Origin of the sequence: Trueperella sp. HMSC08B05, from assembly GCF_001808405.1 — a bacterium.
Lineage (GTDB): Bacteria > Actinomycetota > Actinomycetes > Actinomycetales > Actinomycetaceae > Trueperella > Trueperella bernardiae.
In genome coordinates this window covers 76,979-94,265 of record NZ_KV793231.1, presented here as the reverse complement: position 1 = coordinate 94,265, position 17,287 = coordinate 76,979, and the positions used below count along the sequence as shown (strand labels likewise).

Below are 17,287 nucleotides of genomic sequence, written 5' to 3'. Positions count from 1 at the left end.
TTTCTTTGTCCACAGGTGTGGGAAGACGCGCAGCGTCCCTCGCGCGACGTGATGGAATCACCTCATGACGCTCCACATCTATCAACCTCAGTCACTCGCCGAGCACCACGAGGCGCGCACCCTCGCCGGCGCCGGCCTCATGATCGACATCGGCGACATCGGCTACGTCGGGGTCGACCTGTGCAAGACGCCCGAATCACGCGCCCAGCTCCTTGCCATGCGCAAGCCGGGCAAGGCCTTCGTGCGCGAATCAGCCCTCTTCATCCACACCGGCTGGCACACGCCCCAGCTCCAAGAGCAGGTGGACGCCGTGCCGGCGTCGTCGATGCCGGGCACGGACCTGACCGAAGTGGGCGGCAAGTTCGTCACCACACTCGAGCGCACCGCGATCGACCTCATGGCCAACCGCGAAGACTCGGTCGAACTCCTGTGCCTGCTCGTGCGCGCCGGCACCAGTGTGGCGGCCATCGAACAGCGGGCCTACCAGCTCTCCACTCACGGCATCACGCGCGTGCGCGAGATCCTTACTCAGCTCCCCCGTGAGCTCGGACAGCCTCTCTCGCCGAGCCCGTAAGCCGGTAGGCGGCGTGCACGCCCTCGATCTTGCGTAGCTCGGTCAGCACCTGCTGCAGGTGGCGCGGGTCCGCCATCTCGAAGGTGAAGTTGAGCCGGGCCACTCGCTCGTTGGAGGTGTTCATCGAGCCGGTGAGCATGTTGATGTCGTGCTCTGATAGCGCACGCGTGACGTCCGCCAGCAGGCCCTTGCGGTCGAGCGCCTCGATCTGGACCTGGACGAGGAAGACGTTCGAGTCGGCGTCGTCGGCCCACGCGATGTCAATGAAACGCTCCGGCTCACGCTTGAGCGAACGCATGTTCGTGCAGTCCTTGCGATGCACCGAGATGCCACTGCCGCGCGTGATGAAGCCGACGATCTCGTCAGGCGGCACCGGCATACAACACTTGGCGAGCTTGACCAGCACGTCCGTGTCCTCGATATCTGAGACGATGACCGCCGACGACGCCGACCCGATCTGCTGGTGCTGGATGCGCGTGGGAGTGACCGCCTCGGCCATCGTCTCCTCCACGCCGGCGGTGCCGCCCTGGGAAGAAATGAGGCGACGCACCACGGTCTCCGGAGAGATCGTACCCTCCCCGATGCTGGCATACAGCTCGGTGACGTCTCGCTTGGACAGGTCCTGCGCCACGGCCTTGAGCGTCTCGTGTGACATGAGGCGCTGGACCGGCTCGTTCTTGCGGCGGATCGCGCGGGCCAGCTTGTCCTTGCCCTGCTCCACGGTCTCCTCGCGGCGCGACTTCGTAAACCACGCCTTGATCTTCGACCGCGCCCGCGGGGTGGCCACGAACTCCTGCCAGTCCTGGGACGGCCCGTAGTCCTCTGAGCGAGAGGTAATGATCTCTACCGTGTCGCCAGATTCGAGCCGGTGATCGAGGGTGACCAGCTTGTCATTAACCTTCGCCCCCACCGTGCGGTGACCGACCTCGGTGTGGACGGCGTAGGCAAAGTCTACCGGAGTCGAACCCGTGGGCAACTCCATGACCTCGCCCATCGGGGTGAAGACGTAGACCTGGCTGCCCGACATCTCGAAGCGCAGCGAGTCGAGGAACTCCTTCGGGTCCGCCGTCTCGCGCTGCCAATCCACCAGCTGGCGCAGCCACTCCAGCTGCGTGTCCGCCTGCGCGCTCGTATCCGCCTTCTCCGCGTTCGGGTTCTCCTTGTAACGCCAATGAGCGGCGACACCGAACTCGGCGCGCTTGTGCATCTCATACGTGCGGATCTGGATCTCCACCGTCTTGCCGCCCGGCCCGATCACGGTGGTGTGGATCGACTGGTAGAGGTTGAACTTCGGGGAAGCGATGTAGTCCTTGATGCGCCCCTGGACGGGGACGTAGAGCGAGTTGGCGATGCCGAGGGCCGTGTAGCAGTCCTGGATCTCCTCCACCAGCACGCGCACGCCGATGAGGTCGTAGATGTCCTCGAAATCGCGCCCGCGCAGGATCATCTTCTGATAGATCGAGTAGTAGTGCTTGGGCCGGCCCGAGATCGTGCAGCGGAGCTTGGCCTTGCCCAGCTCCCGCTCCAACTCGGCCTTCATTTGCGAGATGTAGCGTTCGCGCTCCGGCGCCCGGTCCTGGACCATTCGCTCGATCTCGGAGTAGACAGCCGGGTAGAGCTCCTTAAACGAGCGGTCCTCCAGCTCCCACTTGATCGAGTTCATACCCAGACGGTGGGCAAGCGGGGCGTAGATCTCCAAGGTCTCACGCGCCTTCTTCTGCGCCGAGCCCGGGCTCACATACTTCCACGTGCGCGCGTTGTGGAGCCGATCGCCCAGCTTGATAAGCAGCACGCGGATGTCCTTCGCCATCGCGATGACCATCTTGCGCACGGTCTCCGCCTGGGCGGCTTCGCCGTATTCGACCTTGTCGAGTTTCGTGACCCCGTCCACCAGCAACGCCACCGTGCAGCCGAAGTCGCGCGTGAGCTGCTTGAGCGAGTAGCTCGTGTCCTCCACCGTGTCATGCAGGAGCGCGGCCACCAGCGTGTCCTCATCCATCCCTAGCTCGGCCAAGATCGTGGACACTGCCACCGGGTGGGTGATGTAAGGTTCACCCGACTTTCGCATCTGGCCAGCGTGCGCGCGCTCGGCGGTTTCAAAGGCACGAATAATGCGCGCCTTATCCAGCTTGCGGTTGCCGATAGCGCGCATGAGTGGCTCGAGCAGGGTGGGCGTATCGCTCTTGCGCCCGAGCCAGGAAAGCCGCGAGCGTACCCGCGGTTCCTCTTCGTTGACCTTTGCATCCATGTGGGGATTATACGTCACCGTGATCAGCAATGACGAAGCCCCACATGGGCGCAGGCCTAGTAGCTGATGACCGACTCCACCGGGTAGTCGTAGCGCTCGGCCAGGTACTCACGCCCGCCGAGGTCAGCCAGCTCGAGCAGCACGCACAGGCCAGCAGGCTTGCCGCCCGCCTTCTCGATGAGGTGGAAGGCCGCGCCCGCCGTGCCACCGGTGGCGAGCACGTCGTCGATAACGAGCACGCGCATGCCGTCCTTCACCGTGAAGGGCTGCAGTTCCATGCGAGCCGACCCATACTCCAGGTCGTAATTCACGCCGACGACGGGGCCCGGCAGACGCCCGGCCTTACGCACGGTCAGCATGCCGATCCCGAGCTCGTGAGCGAGCGGGGCGCCGAGGATGAAGCCACGCGATTCGAGGCCCGCCACCGCGTCGCACTTGCCGCGGTAACGATCGGCCAGGATCTTGATGAGGGAGGCGAACGCTTCGCCGTCGGCAATCAGGGGCGTGATGTCACGGAAGAGGACACCACGCGCCGGGAAGTCCTCCACCTCGCGCACGTGGGACTTAACAAGTGCTACGGAGTCTTGAGGGAAGATAGCCTCAGTGCTCATCGCTTATTCCTTTTCTTTCGCTTCGGCTGGGACCGCTGGCCCTTATGGCCGCCGGAAACACGCTCGGTTACCACGGTACCCGCACTTTCCTTCTCATTGTCAGTTCTCTCGACGCCAATCTCCTCGCGCCGCGCAGTGACGCGGGCGGTGTGTGCCTTGATCTTCGGATCACGCTCAGCCAGCCACACCGCCAGCGGAGCCGCCAGGAACACCGAGGACAGGGCCGAGAGCACCATGCCCACGAACATGACCAGCGCCAGGTCGCGCAGCGTCTCCGCGCCCAGCCACCACACACCGACGATCAGCACCGAGATGACAGGCAGCCAGCCGGTGACCGAGGTGTTGAGCGAACGGATGAGGGTCTGGTTGATCGCCAGATTCGCTTCCTCCGCGTACGTCATCTGCGTCTGGTGCTCGAGCTCGGCCGTGTTCTCACGCACCTTGTCGAACACCACCACGGTATCGTAGAGCGAGTAGCCCATGATCGTCAGCAAGCCGATGATCGTGGCGGGCGCGATTTCGAAGCCTAAGATCCAGTAGATCCCGAGCGTGACTACGAAGTCGTGCAAGAGCGCGCCGATCGCGCCGACCGCGATGGTCCAAGACTTGAAGTAGATGATGAGGACCACCGAGATCAGCACCATGAAGATCACCATGGCTCGGATCGCCTGGGCCAGGATGTCCTGGCCCCACGAAGGGCCGATGTACGTAGACGTCACGTCCGCTTCCGGCACGTCGTAGGCTTCGGCCAGGCCGGCGCGCACCTCCTGGGTTTTCGTGTCGTCCAGCGACTCAGTCTGGACACGGATGGCCTCCTGGCCAACATCGGACACGCGCGGCACCGACGTCGACACCTTGCCGACGACGTCGTACGCCGGCTGGTGATCGAGGGTGGCCGTGCCCGAGACCGTGAACTGGGAGCCCCCGCGGAACTCGATACCGAGGTTCGGCTCGCGGATCGCAAACGACGCCAGCGAGAGAAGGACGGCGACGATCGCGATGTTAAACCACAGCTTGCGCTGCCCCACGATGTTGTAGGAACGCTTGCCCGTGTACAGGCCGTTACCAAAGGAGTACATCGACATTACTGGTCTCCTTCCTTCCGGCGCGCCTCTCGCCTCTGGCGAGCACGCTGCTGGGCAAGCGATTCGCCGGTGAAACGGGCGTCGGGCATCTCGTAGTCGTGGATGACGGCGCCGTCGGCGGCCACCATCGCATCCTTGGGCTTGTTCTGCTTGCGCTCGGGCACCGTGCGCCCACGGTAGCGCGGAGTTGACTCAAGCTTCTTCGTGTCCATGCCCGAGCCGCGCTTGCCTTTCCCGAAGAACGCGCTGCGCGAAATCAGGGTCATGATCGGGTAGGTGAACATCATGACCACCACGAGGTCAAGCACCGTGGTCACGCCGAGTGTGAAGGCGAAGCCGCGCACCGAACCAACCGTGAGAAGGAAGAGCACCACCGAAGCGGTGAGGTTGACCAGGTCAGAGATGATGATCGTACGCTGGGCACGGTTCCAGCCGTGCTGAACCGCGCTGGCCACGGATCGGCCGTCACGGATCTCGTCACGGATGCGCTCGAAATAGACGATGAACGAATCCGCCGTCACGCCGATCGAAATGATGATACCGAGCACTCCCGCCATCGACAGGCGATAACCCATCGTCCACGACAGCAGGCTGATGATGAGGTAGGACAGGCCCGTGGAGGTGAGGATCGAGCCAATCGCCACCACGCCCAGGGCATGGTACTGCCAGATCATGTAGATGACGATGAGGACCAGGCCCACCAGGCCGGCGATGAGGCCCGAGCTCAGCTGCTCGGCGCCAAGGGTCGCGGAGATCTGTTCCTCGGACTGGACGTTGAACTGCAACGGCAGCGAGCCGAACTTCAGCTGGTTCGCCAGCGCCCCGGCCTCGTCCGCCGTGAAGCGGCCGGTAATCTGCGCCTGGCCGCCCGTGATCGGGTAGGACACGCGGGCCGAGGAAATGACGCGGCCATCGAGTACGGACGCGAACGAATTGCGCGGCTCCTTGAGCTCAGACAGGCGCGTGGTGACATCGCCAAAGATCTTCCCGCCCTCGGAATTGAAGGACATGTTGACTGCCCAGCCGCCCGTGGGCTGGCCCTGCTGGTTCGTGGCCGGCGACGACGACGCGCTGTCAAGCTGCGTGCCGTCCAGCTCCGAGGGGCCAAGGATGTACTTGGTGGTCGTATCCGGCTCGCAGGCAACGATCGCGGTGTCCGGGCTATCCGTCTTTTCCGCCGGGCGCGAATCGGGAACCGTGCAATCGAGCGTGTACGCGTCGTACATCACCTGCTCGGTGATCCAGTTCGTATCCGAGGCGTTTTCCGGCGTCTGCGCCGGCTCGGCCGACAGCTCCCCATCGCCGTCGACGTCAGCGAGCTTTCGGATCGCCTCATCGACCGCGGCCGCGTCCATCGTGGCCGGGTCAAGATCGCCCGCATTCTCCCCCAGCGCGGCGACGACCGACTGGGCATCCATCGGCGCGGGGTTCAGGATCGACAGCACCGGGCGCATGCGCAGCACGGCCGACGTGCGCACCAGGTCGAGCGTCTCCTTCGACGGCGTGCCCGGCAGAGCGACGATGATGTTCGAACCGCCCTGGGCCGTGATCTCGGCTTCAGCCACGCCCGTGGCGTCCACACGCTGGCGGATGACGTTGATTGCCTCGCGGATATCGGAGGCAGTCACCTCCGAGCCGTCGGTTGTGACCGGGGTAAGGATAATCTGGGTACCGCCCTCGAGGTCGAGTGCGAGATCCGGGGTGAATCTGGTCTTGTCGCCACTCAGGCTCCCTGCGATGAGGGAGCCCACGAGTGCGAGAACAAGGATAAAGAGGACGGTCAAGCGGCGCCACGGCTTCGGCGTCGGATCCTCCAGGTGGCTTGACGACACGTTAGTTCCTTTGAGCCTCGTCTTTACTTATCGGTGTTGGAATCGTCGGAAAGGTCCGGGTCGGCCTCCTGGGAGTCGAGGAATGCCTCGACGTCCTCCGTCTCATCCTCTTCACTGTTGCCGAGTGGGATGTCCATCTGGGCCACGATCGCCGTGCGCAGCCACACCGTCTCATCTCCCGAGGGGGATTCGAGGGTTACAGCGTCACCATCAATGTCAACGATACGGCCAAAAAAGCCGGCCTGCGTCATGACGTTATTGCCCACCACGAGGGCTTCTTCGCGCTTGGCGAGTTGAGCCTTCTGCGCCTTCTTCGCGCCACGGTTCATCAGCCAGAAAAAACCGAGCATGACGACCGTGAGGATCACCAACTCAACGGGAATACCGGGCATCTTTTCTCCAATCGACCAAAGCGTTTGTTGCTTTGTGACAACCGTACAAGTCTACCCGCATTCACCCAGACGGTCGATGTTCTCCCGCCGTGGAGCGAGTCACGAAAACAGCGTCTCCTCCGGCGCCGCAAGGCCCAGGTGCTGGAAAGCGAGCGAGGTGGCCTGCCGCCCGCGCGGGGTGCGGATCATGAAACCCTGGCGCACCAGGTAGGGTTCGGCCACGGTCTCCACGGTCTCTGGCTCCTCGCCCACCGACACGGCGAGCGTGGACAGGCCCACGGGCTGGCCGCGGAAGCGAATGCACAGTACGTCGAGCACGGCGCGGTCCAGCCGGTCGAGTCCTTTCTTGTCCACCTCGAACACCCCGAGGGCGGCGCGCGCCGCGTCGAGATCCAGCACCCCGCTGCCGCGCACCTGCGCCCAATCCTGCACCCGGCGCAGCAGCCGATTGGCGATGCGGGGCGTGCCGCGCGAGCGCGAGGCGATCTCATGGGCCGCGTCCGCAGTGAGCTCGACGGCGAGCTTGCGCGCGTTGCGCTCCACGATGAGGGCGAGCTCGGGCACCGAGTAAAAATCGAGGTGCGCGGTGAACCCGAAGCGGTCACGTAGCGGGGCCGGCAACAGGCCCGATCGGGTGGTGGCTCCGACCACCGTGAACGGCGGCAGCGGCAACGGGATCGACGTGGCGCCCGGCCCCTTGCCAATCATCACGTCTACACGGAAATCCTCCATCGCCAGGTACAGCATCTCCTCGGCCGTGCGGGCAAGGCGGTGGATTTCGTCAATAAAGAGCACGTCCCCCTCGTTGAGGGAGGACAGGACGGCGGCGAGGTCACCTGCGTGCTGGATTGCCGGCCCGGAGGTCAACCGCAACGCGCCGTTGACCTCCGCGGCAATGATCATCGCCAGCGTGGTCTTGCCCAGGCCCGGCGGCCCGGCGAGCAACACGTGGTCGGCCGACTTGTTGCGCTGCACGGCCGCCTCGAGCACGAGCGAGAGCTGGTCACGCACGACCTCCTGGCCCACGAACTCCTCGAGGACCTTCGGGCGTAGTGCCGCCTCTTGGGCACGTTCGATATCGGTGGCGTCCGGATCCGTGTACTCGTTCACCGCTACCTCCGCTGCCCGAGGACCTGCAGGGACGCGCGCAGCAGCTGGGCGAGCGTGCCCGTGGGCGTGACCTTCAGCGCCTCGGCCAGTGCCGCCGCCGCGTCGCGCTCCTTCCAGCCCATGCCCACGAGCGCCGCGATCACGTCTTCCTCATGCGACGATGCCGACTCCGCCGGCTCCGCCCCGACGGCCGGGCCAAGCTTTCCAGCCAGCTCCAGCACCATCCGCTGGGCTGACTTCTTCCCCACCCCCGGAATGCGCACGAGGCTCGCCTCGTCCTTGCTTTCGATCGCGCGGAGAAGCTCATCGGGCGGCAACGTGGCCAGGATCGTCAGCGCCGACCGGGGGCCGATCCCCGTGACGGACCGCAGCACGTCGAACGTGACCCGCGCGTCGTCGTCGTGAAAACCGAAAAGGGACGACTCCCCCTCGCGCGAGGTGACCATCGCGATATGGACGAAGGCCTCCTCTCCCACGCGTAGCTGGGCGAGCGTGTCGGGGGTGGCAGAAAAAACGTAACCGACGCCGCTTGCCTCGATGACGGCCTCCGTGGCCGACGCGCGCAGGACCGGACCGCGCAAGGAAACAATCATGTACCCTCCGATTCGAACATATGTTTGATTATAGCCGTTCGTGATTGGCCGTGTCGACAGGGGCGCCGTGGCAGGTCAGCTACTTGGGCTCGACGGCGCCGTGCCTACGCGATAGTCGTTCGGCGTTGGCCCACATCCGCTGAGCCGGGGTGAGGTCTTTGCCCTCGACGCGCGGCAACATGCCGGCGCCGCCGTGCTGGGAGCGGTCCGGGTGGGTGGCTCCTCCACGCCAGGCATGACAAATCGCCACGGCGAGCGCATCCGCGGCGTCCTTCGGGCGCGGCGGGGCATCGAGGCGCAGGATCCGCTGGACCATGAGCTGGACCTGGGCCTTCTCGGCCCGGCCGTTGCCCGTCACGGCGGCCTTAACCTCCGACGGGGTGTGCATTCCGAGCGGCAACGATGCCTTCGCCGCCGCTAGCATCGCGATCCCTGCCACCTGGGCCGTGCCGGTCACGGAGCGCACGTTCTCCTGGGCGAAGACCCGCTCGATCGCCACCACCTCCGGCCGGTAGAGCCGGATTGCCTCCTCGATAGCATTCGAGATCATGAGCAGGCGCTGGTGGGGCGCTATTTCGGGCTTGGTGTGGGCGACGTCGACAGCGACGATTGTCACCTGCCTCCCCCGCGCATCGACCACGCCGATCCCGCAGCGCGTCATGCCGGGATCAACGCCCAGGACACGCACTCTTAGTCCTCTTCCTCCAGCTGCGCCGCGATCTCGGGCGAGATGTCGACGTTGGAGTAGACGTTCTGGATGTCGTCGAGGTCATCGATCGCGTCAATGAGCTTCATGACCTTGCGCGCCGTGTCCAGGTCCACGCCCACCTTCATCGAGGGCACGAACTGCACTTCGGCCGAGTTGTAGTCCACGCCCGCGCCCTGCAGGGCCTTGCGCACCTCAACCACGTCGTTCGGTTCGGACAGGATCTCGAAGGTTTCCCCGTAGTTGGTGATTTCCTCGGCGCCCGCGTCGAGAACGGCCATGAGCAGCTCGTCCTCGTCGTTGCCCTCGGCCGGCACCTCAACAACACCCTTGCGGGAGAACATGTAGGCAACCGAGCCCGGGTCGGCCAGCGTGCCGCCGTTGCGGGTCAGCGCCACGCGCACGTCGGACGCCGCACGGTTGCGGTTATCTGTGAGGCACTCAAGCAGGATCGCCACACCGCCGGGGCCGTAGCCTTCGTACATGATCGACTCGTAGTTGACGGCGTCCCCGCCCTCGCCCGAGCCGCGCTTGACGGCGCGGTTGATGTTATCGGCCGGCACGGAGTTCTTCTTGGCCTTTTGAATGGCGTCGTACAGGGTGGGGTTACCATCGGGGTCGCCGCCGCCCGAGCGCGCCGCGACTTCGATGTTCTTCACGAGGCGTGCGAACAGCTTGCCGCGTTTAGCATCGATCGCGGCCTTCTTGTGCTTCGTGGTTGCCCACTTGGAATGTCCTGACACGTATTCTTCCTTTCGACTCACGTACGCAGGTCATTGTACAACGCCCGCGCGTCTATTCTTCAACGGCGTGGATGAGCTCGCCGTCCCAGCCCGAGCGCCACCGTCGGGCCATCTGGACGAGCCCGACGGGGAAAACAAGCTCCCCGGACTCCTCCGCCGCGGCGAGCTCATCGAGGTCCCACCAGCGCATGTCGTCCAATAGTTCCAACTCCTGCTCGGTCAGGCGCGCGCCGGCCCGAGAGTCGATCCGCGCCTCCTCGGCTTCGTTCACGTGCAGGAGGAAAAAGAGCTCGTCCTGTTTGCGCGTGACGTAGTAGAAGCGGAAGGTCGAACGACGGTCGAGCACGGGCCCTTCCAGCCGCCCCGGCTCCACGCTCAGCCCGGTTTCCTCCGTGAGCTCGCGCGCCGCGCCCTCAGCCGGCGACTCACCTTCCATCAGCCCGCCCCCGGGCGTGAACCACCAGCGGTAGTCGGGCCGGTCGATGTCGTGGCCGAGGATCATGAGGATCTGGCCGCGCGTGTTGAACACGACGCAGCGGCCCGCGCTGCGGTGCGGGAAGCCGTCGGCGTCGAGTGGCCACTCGCTCACGGTCTCACTCACGGTCGAGCCGGTCGTCAAGGTTGACCATCTGCGGCTCGGGCGCCCGGCCGTGCAGGTGGAGCAGGCGCACGAAGGCGTTACGCCGCACCCGGCGCGCCTGGGCAACGTGGTTGTTGTGGAAGCGGCGCGTCATCTGCACCGCGATCCGGGCGCGCTCCAGGCCCTCCAGCTCCGGCGGGGCGGAATCCAACTGGTCCACCGAGTGGCGCAGTGCACGGCTGAGCTCCGATTCGAGGCTGAGGCGGTCCGGCGCCTCGCCCGCGCGCCCGGTGAGCGCGCGCCCCTCGTCGTCGATGTCGATGGCGTCCAGGCCGTCGTCGACAATCGGGTAGGCGGCGGCCTCGATCGCCTCGGTGGCGAGGTCGGCCAGTACGATCGAGCTTGCCACGTCGAGTACGCCCGAGCGCGCCACGCGAAGGGCGGCCTGGGCCCGGTCGGCCAACGCGCGCTCGAGGGCCACGCGCGACTTCATGACGTTCTTGTGGACGCGGTCGAGCGAGCGGGCATAGAGGGTCGCCGCGATGACGGAGAGGATAAGGAGGCCAAGGATCACGAGGAGGACGGTCTTCCAGATCACGGCTCCACCTCGATCCTTGCCGTGCGGATCGCTGTCTCGTAGACGGACAGAATGTGGGAGGCCACGGTCCCCCAGTCGTAGCGCCAGGCGGCCTCGGAGGCGAGCGTGGCCACCCGCTCGCGCATCGGCCGATCGGCGAGCGCCTCGTTGACCACGCGTGCCAGGTCGCCCGGATCCTCGTTGCGGAAGTGCACGCCAAACTCCCCATCCGATAACACCGCGCGGAAGGCCGGGATGTCGGAGGCGACGACGAACGCGCCCGCGCTCATCGCCTCCACTAGGATGATGCCGAACGACTCCCCGCCCGTGTTGGGCGCAAGATAGGCATCCGCACTGCCGAGCAAGAGCGCCTTGTCCTCATCGGAGACCGGGCCCAAGAATTCCACGGCCTGCGCGTCGGCGCCGAACATGCGCCGGGCCTCATCCTCATCGCCCTTGCCCGCCACGAGCATCCGCACGCCGGGATGCGCCGCGCGGATCTGGTCAAAGGCCTCGGCGACCACGGGCAGGCCCTTGCGCGGCTCGTCCAGCCGGCCAAGGAAGGCCAGCGTGGGCGCCTCGGGCGTGCCGGTGAAGCGCGGGTCAGGACCGTCGATCTGCAGGTCGGAGACGAACACGCCGTTGGGGATCACCCAGGCGTCCCCGCCCAGATGCTGGACGGCCGTGCGCCGGGCCTCCTCTGACACCGCGATGCGCGCCTGGATCTTATCCAGGATTGGCACGAGGAACGGGGAAGCGAGCGTCAGCATGCGCGAGTGGTCCATCGCCGTGTGGAAGGTGGAGACCACCGGACACTCGGCGCTCATGAGCGCCAGCATCGATACCGACGGGGTGAAGGGCTCGTGCACGTGGAGCACGTCGAAGTCGCCCTGCTTGAGCCACTTACGCACCTCGCGGTTCACCCGCGGCCCGAAGCTGAGGCGGGCCACCGAGCCGTTGTAGCGGACCGGGATCGCCGCGCCGACGGGGCACACGAACTCCTCCGCAGGCGTGTTCTCCGCCGGTGCAATGACCGACACCTCGTGTCCGCGCACGATGAGCTCCTTGGCAAGATCGCGGATGTGATATTGCACGCCCCCGTGCACGTCCCACGAATACCCGCAGGCAATTCCTATCTTCATGTGGTTTCCTTCGCCCTGGCCAGCCGCTCGGGGTCCAGGTCCTCGACGAATACCTTTTGAAGCATATGCCAATCCGTCACGTGCGTGGCAAGCAACGGCCCCACCTGGTCCAGCCACTCCTGGTTCATCCGCAAGATGTCGGCCTCGCGCTCCTCCGCGCTCGCCTCCGGGCCGACGCCGGCGCTGATCGGCTCGCCGAAGATGATCTTGATACCGTAGCGGCTCCCGGAGCGGCGCACCCGTTCGGCGTCGTGGCCGAAATCGTCGGTGACGATGGTGATCGGCCACATGGGCTCTCCCGTGCGCTGGGCAAGCAGGGCCGAGCCGACCGCCACGCGCACCGGCTTGCCCGTCAGATTCACCTGAACACCGGAGGCCGACAGGTCGCGGTCGCACAGGAGCGTGACGATCACCGACTCCTCGCGCATCGAGCGCTCGAGGCTCGCAATCGCCCCGCCGCCGGTCTGGTAGATGGTCAACCCGATCGAGCGGCGGAAATCGAGGAACTGGTCCGCGAGTTCGGGCGGATTGAGCTTCTCTGCAATCGAGTGCACCGGCGCGAGGTGCTTCGTGGCCCAGGCCCCTGCCAGGTCCCAGTTGCCGGTGTGCAACAGCGCCGCCGACGCGGACCTCCCCGCCGCCAGGTGCTCCCGGAACGCCTCGACGTTCTCACAGCTCACGCGTGCGTCGATCTGGTCGGGGGTGAGCGAGCTCAGCCGGAACATCTCATAGTAGTAGTCCATGTACGAGCGCATGGCCTTCGCGCTGCGCCGCCGCGCCCGCCACGAGCCGGCCGCGGGCACAATCCGTTCAAGGTTCGCCCGCAGCTGGACGGCCCCGCGCATGTTCGACGCGCCCGTGACCGTACCAACGGCCCGGAAGATCGCCCGGCCCACCGGCTCAGGCAGCGTCTTCACCAGCCACGAGGCGGCCGCAAATACGCGCAGGATATTCACGCGTCACCAGCCTGTGCCATCTGCTTGTAGACGTAGACGATCCGCTGCCCCACCGTGAACAGGGCAAGCACCGCGAGCACCCACAGACCGATCGCCATCACCCAGTGCGTGGCTCCAAACCCGGTGGCGAGCACGAGGATGAGGGCGAACACCAGGCGGTCGGCCCGCTCGGCCAGCCCCACCGACGCCGAATAGCCCACGCCCTCGGCGCGCGCCCGGGCATACGGAACGATTCCGCCGACGACGGCGGCCGCGATCGCTCCCGACACCACCCAGGCCTTCGTCGGCTCGTCGGCTTGGAGGTAGCCCCACATGGCGAGCGCGGCGAAGATCGCCCCGTCCGCGAAGCGGTCCATGGTCGAATCGAGGAAGGCCCCGAACTTCGTACTCTTGCTCGTCATGCGCGCCATCTGACCATCGAGGTTGTCGAAGATGACGAGAATGGTCACCACAAGCGCACCCACCAGCAGGTAGCCGAGCGGGAAGAGGACCAGCGCGGCGGCCGAGGAGGCCACCCCGCCCACAATCGTGACGGCGTTGGGGGTGACCCCCATCCGGACCAGGGCCTTGGCGATAGGGCCGAAGATGACCTTGGCCAGCGGCCGGCCGCTGCGAGACAGCATGGCTACTCCCTACTGGTTCTCATGGTTGTCGATGGCCGCGCAGATGCGCTCGATCGCCTCGTCCACGGCAATGCCGTTGTCCTGCGAGCCGTCGCGCATGCGGAAGGAGACCGCGCCGGCCGCCGCGTCGTCGCCACCAGCGATAAGCGTGAAGGGGATCTTGTCCTTCGAGGCGTTGCGGATCTTCTTGCCGAAGCGGTCATCGGAGGTGTCGACCTCCACGCGCACGCCCCGCGCCCGCAGCTTGTCCGCCACCTCGAACAGGTAGTTGTCGAAGGCCTCGGCCACCGGCACGCAGCGCACCTGCACCGGCGCGAGCCACGCCGGGAAGGCCCCCGCGTAGTGCTCAGTCAGCACGCCGAAGAAGCGCTCGATCGAGCCGAAGAGCGCGCGGTGGATCATCACCGGGCGCTGGCGCGAGCCGTCGGGTGCGGTGTATTCGAGCTCGAAGCGCTCGGGCAGGTTGAAGTCGAGCTGAATGGTGGACATCTGCCAGGTGCGCCCGAGTGCGTCCTTGGCCTGAACCGAGATCTTCGGCCCGTAGAAGGCGGCGCCCTCCGGATCCGGCACCAGCTCCAGGCCGGAGGCGGTGGCCACCTCCTCGAGCACGCGCGTGGATTCCTCCCACACCTCGTCATCACCTACGTACTTCTTCGGATCCTTGGTAGACAGCTCGAGGTAGAAGTCGTCCAGGCCGTAGTCCTTGAGTAGCGACAGCACGAAGTCGAGCAGCGCGGTCAGCTCCTCCTTCATCTGCTCCCGGGTGCAGTAGATGTGGGCGTCGTCCTGGGTGAAGCCGCGAGCGCGGGTCAGGCCGTGGATGACGCCGGAGGCCTCGTTACGGTAGACCGTGCCGAACTCGAACAGGCGCAGCGGCAGCTCGCGGTAGGAGCGCCCGCGGGAGCGGAAGATCAAGTTGTGCATCGGGCAGTTCATCGGCTTGAGGTAGTAGTCCTGGCCTTCCTTGACCACATTGCCCTCGGCGTCGACCACCTCGTCCATGTGCATGGGCGGGTACATGCCGTCGCGGTAGAAATCCAGGTGGCCCGAGATCTGGAAGAGGTTGCCCTTGGTGATGTGCGGGGTGTTAACGAAGGAGTAGCCGGCCTCCAGGTGGCGCTTGCGGGAGTATTCCTCCATCACCATGCGGATGATGCCGCCCTTGGGGTGGAAGACTGCCAGGCCGGAGCCGATCTCGTCAGGGAAAGAGAAGAGGTCGAGCTCGTTGCCGAGCTTGCGGTGGTCCCGCTTTTGCGCCTCCTCGATCCGTGTCTTGTAGGCGAGCAGCTCGTCCTTGCTCGGCCACGCGGTACCGTAGATGCGCTGGAGGGAGTCTTTGGCCTGGTCCCCGCGCCAGTAGGCGGCCGAGGAGCGGGTGAGGGAAAACCCGTTGCCGATGAGCTTCGTGTTCGGCAGGTGCGGGCCGCGGCACAGGTCGGTCCAGACGGTCTCCCCACGGCGGTTGACGTTGTCGTACATCGTCAGCTCTCCCCCGCCGACCTCCACCGAGGCCCCCTCGGCCGCCTGGTCGTTATCGGCGTCGGAGCCGCCCTTGAGGGAGATGAGCTCGAGCTTGTAGGGCTGGTCGGCGAGCTCGGCCGCGGCGGCGTCGTCGGAAATCGGGCGACGCACGAAACGCTGGCCCTCCTTCACGATCCGCGCCATGTCCTTCTCCAGCTCTTTGAGGAGCTCGGGGGTGACGGCGGGGATGTTGCCAAAGTCGTAGTAGAAGCCGTCGGTGATGAACGGGCCGATGCCGAGGTTGACGGACGGGAACTTGTTCTGGACCGCCTGGGCGAGCACGTGGGTGGCCGAGTGGCGCAGGATGTTCAGGCCGTCCTGCTCGTGGATCGTGACTCCTTCGACAGTGGCGCCGTCGGGCAACGTGGCCAGGTCCGTGGCCAGGTCCTTCAGCTCGCCGTCCACGCGAAGCGCTACGATCTCCTTGCTGTCCTTGAAGTGGTCAATGCCGCTCACGGACTCGCTGATCTGCAGCGAGTCGCCGTCAATTACTAGGTTGGGCACCCTGGCTCCTCTCATCCGGTACGCACAGACAAGGTACGCACGTCGCCATCATACCCCGCCACGTGAGCGGCTCTTTTCTCACCTTCATGTGAAGCCCTGCATACCGTTACTATCGTCCCATGAGCTTAAGCGTGTTTGACCTGTTCAAGATCGGGATCGGCCCGTCGTCCTCGCATACGTCGGGGCCGATGACGGCCGCCCACATGTTTGCCGGCCACCTGCCCGGCACGGTTCACCGCGTGCGGGTGCGGCTCTACGGCTCGCTGGGCGCCACCGGGATCGGGCATGGCACCGACAAGGCTGTCATCCTCGGCCTCATGGGCTTTGAACCGGCGCGCGTGCAGCCTGAGCGGGTCGGCGACGCCGTGGGGAAGGTCCGCACCGATCGTCGCCTTCCGCTCGCCACGGCGGACGGGCAGGTAACCATCGACTTTGACCCGGCCACCGACATCGAGCTCATCGGCCGTACCGAGCTTCCCGGGCACCCCAACGCTATGACGATGAGCGCATGGAGCGGCGAGGAGCTCGTGTTTGAGCGCACCTATTATTCCGTGGGCGGCGGCTTCGTGGTGTGCGAGGAGGACGCCGACATGGCCATCATCCCCACCGCCGACCTCCCCCACCCCTTCCGCACGGCCGACGAGCTGCTCCTCATCTGCGATCGCACCGGCATGTCGATCGCCGAAGTTGCGCGCACCAACGAACTCGCTTTGCACACCACGGCGGAGATCGCGAGCGGGCTGGCCGCCATCTGGGAGGTCATGCAGGGGTGCGTTGCCACCGGGCTCGGTCACGAGGGTGTGCTCCCCGGTGGCCTCCAGGTGTTGCGCCGCGCCCCGAAGCTCCACACCGCCCTCCTCGCCGAATCCGACGCCCTCGACCCGCTTCGGGCCATGGATTGGATCGGGCTCTACGCGCTGGCAGTCAACGAGGAGAACGCCGGGGGCGGCCGTGTGGTCACCGCGCCCACGAACGGCGCCGCCGGGATCATCCCGGCCGTCATGCACTACTGCCGTGACTTCATCGGGCTCGACGCCGATGCGGTGGAGACCTTCCTCCTCACCGCCGGCGCGATCGGCATGATCTTCAAGACCACCGCCTCCATCTCGGGCGCCGAAGTCGGCTGCCAGGGTGAGGTCGGATCGGCGTGCTCGATGGCCGCCGCGGGCCTCGCCGCCGTGCTCGGTGGCAGTCCCCGCCAGGTGGAAAACGCCGCCGAGATCGCGATGGAACACAACCTCGGTCTCACCTGCGACCCGGTGGGTGGCCTGGTGCAAATCCCCTGCATCGAGCGCAACGCCATCGCCGCAATCAAGGCCGTGGCCGCCGCCCGCACCGCCCTGCGCGGAGACGGCTCGCACCTCGTCTCCCTCGACTCCGTCATCGCCACCATGCGCGAGACGGGCAAGGACATGCAGGCCAAATATAAGGAGACGGCACTCGGCGGGCTCGCGGTGCACGTGGGCGTCAACGTCATCGAGTGCTGACGG

Annotated in this window: 17 protein-coding genes; 2 read left to right on the top strand and 15 right to left on the bottom strand. The window is 66.0% G+C overall.

What is annotated here, in order from left to right; genetic code table 11:
• The first annotated feature begins 64 nt into the window (after nt 1-64).
• Entirely contained in the window at nt 65-574 is a 510-nt protein-coding gene (locus tag HMPREF3167_RS01635; RefSeq protein WP_070445125.1) for a hypothetical protein, read from the top strand.
• Here the strand turns inward: HMPREF3167_RS01635 and HMPREF3167_RS01630 are convergent.
• The 15 genes from HMPREF3167_RS01630 to thrS form a co-directional block, all read right to left on the bottom strand.
• Complete coding sequence (locus HMPREF3167_RS01630; protein WP_068538327.1) at nt 525-2,822, bottom strand: RelA/SpoT family protein; 2,298 nt, start codon at nt 2,820-2,822, stop codon at nt 525-527. The two genes, HMPREF3167_RS01635 and HMPREF3167_RS01630, sit on opposite strands and share 50 nt — an antisense overlap.
• A gap of 56 nt (nt 2,823-2,878) precedes the next feature.
• Nucleotides 2,879-3,433: an adenine phosphoribosyltransferase gene (locus tag HMPREF3167_RS01625; protein WP_062612397.1), complete on the bottom strand. Its 555-nt coding sequence runs from the start codon at nt 3,431-3,433 to the stop codon at nt 2,879-2,881.
• Complete coding sequence (secF, locus tag HMPREF3167_RS01620) at nt 3,430-4,518, bottom strand: protein translocase subunit SecF (protein WP_070445122.1); 1,089 nt, start codon at nt 4,516-4,518, stop codon at nt 3,430-3,432. Before secF ends, HMPREF3167_RS01625 begins: the two co-directional genes overlap by 4 nt.
• Nucleotides 4,518-6,350, bottom strand: a complete 1,833-nt coding sequence (secD, locus tag HMPREF3167_RS01615; RefSeq protein ID WP_070445119.1) for a protein translocase subunit SecD — start codon at nt 6,348-6,350, stop codon at nt 4,518-4,520. The genes secF and secD overlap by 1 nt, the downstream gene beginning before the upstream one ends.
• A gap of 23 nt (nt 6,351-6,373) precedes the next feature.
• Nucleotides 6,374-6,742 carry a preprotein translocase subunit YajC gene (gene yajC, locus HMPREF3167_RS01610; protein ID WP_062612392.1) on the bottom strand — a complete coding sequence of 123 codons (369 nt, stop codon included), beginning with the start codon at nt 6,740-6,742 and terminating at the stop codon, nt 6,374-6,376.
• A gap of 99 nt (nt 6,743-6,841) precedes the next feature.
• Nucleotides 6,842-7,852, bottom strand: a complete 1,011-nt coding sequence (gene ruvB / locus HMPREF3167_RS01605; RefSeq protein ID WP_070445116.1) for a Holliday junction branch migration DNA helicase RuvB — start codon at nt 7,850-7,852, stop codon at nt 6,842-6,844.
• Between the two features lie 2 nt (nt 7,853-7,854).
• Entirely contained in the window at nt 7,855-8,445 is a 591-nt protein-coding gene (gene ruvA / locus HMPREF3167_RS01600) for a Holliday junction branch migration protein RuvA (RefSeq protein WP_062612387.1), read from the bottom strand.
• Nucleotides 8,446-8,524: 79 nt separating this feature from the next.
• Nucleotides 8,525-9,133 carry a crossover junction endodeoxyribonuclease RuvC gene (gene ruvC / locus HMPREF3167_RS01595; protein WP_070445113.1) on the bottom strand — a complete coding sequence of 203 codons (609 nt, stop codon included), beginning with the start codon at nt 9,131-9,133 and terminating at the stop codon, nt 8,525-8,527.
• Nucleotides 9,134-9,135: 2 nt separating this feature from the next.
• Entirely contained in the window at nt 9,136-9,894 is a 759-nt protein-coding gene (locus HMPREF3167_RS01590; protein WP_062612380.1) for a YebC/PmpR family DNA-binding transcriptional regulator, read from the bottom strand.
• Between the two features lie 52 nt (nt 9,895-9,946).
• Nucleotides 9,947-10,483 (bottom strand): NUDIX hydrolase, encoded by a 537-nt coding sequence (locus HMPREF3167_RS01585; RefSeq protein WP_244899202.1) that lies wholly within the window; start codon nt 10,481-10,483, stop codon nt 9,947-9,949.
• A gap of 4 nt (nt 10,484-10,487) precedes the next feature.
• Nucleotides 10,488-11,072: a hypothetical protein gene (locus HMPREF3167_RS01580; protein ID WP_068538331.1), complete on the bottom strand. Its 585-nt coding sequence runs from the start codon at nt 11,070-11,072 to the stop codon at nt 10,488-10,490.
• Nucleotides 11,069-12,193 carry a glycosyltransferase family 4 protein gene (locus tag HMPREF3167_RS01575; RefSeq protein ID WP_062612374.1) on the bottom strand — a complete coding sequence of 375 codons (1,125 nt, stop codon included), beginning with the start codon at nt 12,191-12,193 and terminating at the stop codon, nt 11,069-11,071. The genes HMPREF3167_RS01580 and HMPREF3167_RS01575 overlap by 4 nt, the downstream gene beginning before the upstream one ends.
• Nucleotides 12,190-13,149, bottom strand: coding sequence for a phosphatidylinositol mannoside acyltransferase (locus HMPREF3167_RS01570; protein ID WP_070445110.1), 960 nt, complete (start codon nt 13,147-13,149; stop codon nt 12,190-12,192). Before HMPREF3167_RS01570 ends, HMPREF3167_RS01575 begins: the two co-directional genes overlap by 4 nt.
• Complete coding sequence (gene pgsA, locus HMPREF3167_RS01565) at nt 13,146-13,772, bottom strand: phosphatidylinositol phosphate synthase (protein ID WP_068538334.1); 627 nt, start codon at nt 13,770-13,772, stop codon at nt 13,146-13,148. The genes HMPREF3167_RS01570 and pgsA overlap by 4 nt, the downstream gene beginning before the upstream one ends.
• Before the next feature lie 9 nt (nt 13,773-13,781).
• Nucleotides 13,782-15,797 carry a threonine--tRNA ligase gene (thrS, locus tag HMPREF3167_RS01560; RefSeq protein ID WP_371258049.1) on the bottom strand — a complete coding sequence of 672 codons (2,016 nt, stop codon included), beginning with the start codon at nt 15,795-15,797 and terminating at the stop codon, nt 13,782-13,784.
• A 119-nt stretch (nt 15,798-15,916) separates the two neighbouring features.
• Here thrS and HMPREF3167_RS01555 point away from each other — a divergent pair, with 119 nt between their 5' ends.
• Nucleotides 15,917-17,284, top strand: a complete 1,368-nt coding sequence (locus HMPREF3167_RS01555; RefSeq protein ID WP_062612366.1) for an L-serine ammonia-lyase — start codon at nt 15,917-15,919, stop codon at nt 17,282-17,284.
• The last annotated feature ends 3 nt before the right edge of the window (nt 17,285-17,287 follow it).

Excerpts from the sequence above, each read along its gene's own strand:
- HMPREF3167_RS01635 (WP_070445125.1), top strand. The coding sequence starts at position 65 with ATGACGCTCCACATCTATCAACCTCAGTCACTCGCCGAGCACCACGAG.
- HMPREF3167_RS01630 (WP_068538327.1), bottom strand. The coding sequence starts at position 2,822 with ATGGATGCAAAGGTCAACGAAGAGGAACCGCGGGTACGCTCGCGGCTT.
- HMPREF3167_RS01625 (WP_062612397.1), bottom strand. The coding sequence starts at position 3,433 with ATGAGCACTGAGGCTATCTTCCCTCAAGACTCCGTAGCACTTGTTAAG.
- secF (WP_070445122.1), bottom strand. The coding sequence starts at position 4,518 with ATGTCGATGTACTCCTTTGGTAACGGCCTGTACACGGGCAAGCGTTCC.
- yajC (WP_062612392.1), bottom strand. The coding sequence starts at position 6,742 with ATGCCCGGTATTCCCGTTGAGTTGGTGATCCTCACGGTCGTCATGCTC.
- ruvA (WP_062612387.1), bottom strand. The coding sequence starts at position 8,445 with ATGATTGTTTCCTTGCGCGGTCCGGTCCTGCGCGCGTCGGCCACGGAG.
- HMPREF3167_RS01575 (WP_062612374.1), bottom strand. The coding sequence starts at position 12,193 with ATGAAGATAGGAATTGCCTGCGGGTATTCGTGGGACGTGCACGGGGGC.
- pgsA (WP_068538334.1), bottom strand. The coding sequence starts at position 13,772 with ATGCTGTCTCGCAGCGGCCGGCCGCTGGCCAAGGTCATCTTCGGCCCT.
- HMPREF3167_RS01555 (WP_062612366.1), top strand. The coding sequence starts at position 15,917 with ATGAGCTTAAGCGTGTTTGACCTGTTCAAGATCGGGATCGGCCCGTCG.